The 1792-nt window shown below is 39.6% G+C and carries 2 protein-coding genes; both read left to right on the plus strand.

What is annotated here, in order from left to right; all coding sequences use genetic code 11:
• Window positions 1-636: DNA (cytosine-5-)-methyltransferase (gene dcm / locus PX481_RS17990; RefSeq protein ID WP_288095310.1), on the plus strand; the 636-nt coding region annotated here is incomplete at its 5' end.
• Between the two features lie 392 nt (window positions 637-1028).
• A complete protein-coding gene (locus PX481_RS17995) occupies window positions 1029-1364 on the plus strand; it encodes a hypothetical protein (protein ID WP_002761973.1) in 336 nt (111 codons plus the stop codon).
• Window positions 1365-1792 lie beyond the last annotated feature (428 nt).

The raw sequence follows: 1792 nt of genomic DNA on the forward strand, positions 1-1792 counted from the left end.
TATTTTGTCCCTAGTCCCCAGATTTTAAATGCCAGATATTTTGGGGTTCCTCAAAACCGTCCCCGAATTTTTATCGTCGGTTTTCGAGAGGATTTGAATATTTACCATTTTTCCTATCCCCAACCAACCCATCAAGAAACTTGTCTCAAAGATATCCTAGAAGAAAAGGAAGTCAGCGTTAAATATTATCTCTCTAATCAGTATTTAGAAACTTTGTTTAAACACAGGGCCAGACACGAAAATAAAGGTAATGGTTTTGGTTATCAGATTATTTCTCCCGATGGTATCGCTAATGCTATTGTGGTGGGAGGTATGGGAAAAGAAAGAAATTTAGTTATCGATCAAAGACTGACTAATTTTACTCCCGTTACTCGCATTAAGGGAGAGGTAAATAAATTATTCGTCCGCAGAATGACCCCCAGAGAATGGGCAAGATTACAGGGATTTCCCGATAGTTTTCAGATTGTTGTCAGCGATGTCCAAGCTTATAAACAGTTCGGTAATTCTGTGGCTATTCCCGTGGTAGAAGCGGTGGCAAAAGAGGTGATTAAAACTTTAGATTTATCCAGAGATTCTCAAGAAAATATCAGGGTTAAAGACCTACAGGGGAGACAATTAGATCTATTGTCAATCTGAGGAACAATAACAATTTTTTCTAGGGGTTTGGGTATATTAAGAATAGTTATTATTTGATCAATATGATCGCTGTTTATGCTCGACTCTCACTGGATTAACAGTGGACTTGTTACATAAGTGGGTGGGTGGAATTAAATATAAGATGAACGTAGGTTGGGTTGAAGCATGAAACCCAACGCCCGATTATGTTACGCTACCGCTAACCCATCCTACAAATAATTGTGCCTCCCTACTTAATTAATTTTCGAGAGTTCAAAAATGAGAAAAATAGGCATGAGACAAAAATAAAAAGAGCAAAAGAGGTGATGGTTTCGCCGGTTGTGCTTGTTAAAGGTATCTTGCTTATACTACACTTGTAACACCAATAGGTTTAGTATTCGGGAGAAAAAATTATGCGGACAATCACACGCACCACCACTACCGAGATGGAAGTCACCAGCATTCGTCTGGAAAGAGTCCTCAAAGACAAGCTGAAAGAGATTTCCGGCAATCAAGGTTATCAAGCACTCATTCGCGATGTCTTATGGAATTTCGTTCAGCAAAAATCAGGAGATTATCGACCTCAGTTTTGTGCCACCGATATAAGGGCAGTATTTAACGCTACAGCTAGAAAAAATGAGATTTGCACTCTTACAGGCAAGTTAATCCCCGCTAATGAAACAATGTTGTTAGGTTTGACGATCTATGGCGATTTAGTCCCGTTGAGTATGGATAGTTATCCCAATTAAATTAAAATAAGTTTGACTAGGGTGGGGGAGAATCCAGTATAGTTAGTCCTCACCCAAGGGAGATGGGAAGTGGGAATTATAAATTTAAATTATGAATTATGAATTGAGAGGTGGGGAGTTTTTTGCTGTAAACAGTGAACTGATAACCGATAACCGATAACTGATAAGTAGGTAGGCGTTAAAAATTATCAGACACCCCCCTTATCAAGGGTAGGGTTGATTCATGAATCAACCCTACCTTATCAAGGAGGGCAGGGGGATCGAACCTAAAATCCATTTTTAATTTAATTATAGCAATTCCCATAGTTGTGAGGTACAGAGTCTTAGGTTTTGAGGAGTCAGGAGTCAGGAGTCAGGAGTCAGGAGTCAGGAGTCAGGATTCGGGATTCAGGATTCAGGAGTCAGGATGCGGGATTCAGGAGTTAAGA

It is taken from the genome of Microcystis sp. M53603_WE2 (assembly GCF_030065435.1).

Excerpts from the sequence above, each read along its gene's own strand:
- PX481_RS17995 (WP_002761973.1), top strand. The coding sequence starts at position 1,029 with ATGCGGACAATCACACGCACCACCACTACCGAGATGGAAGTCACCAGC.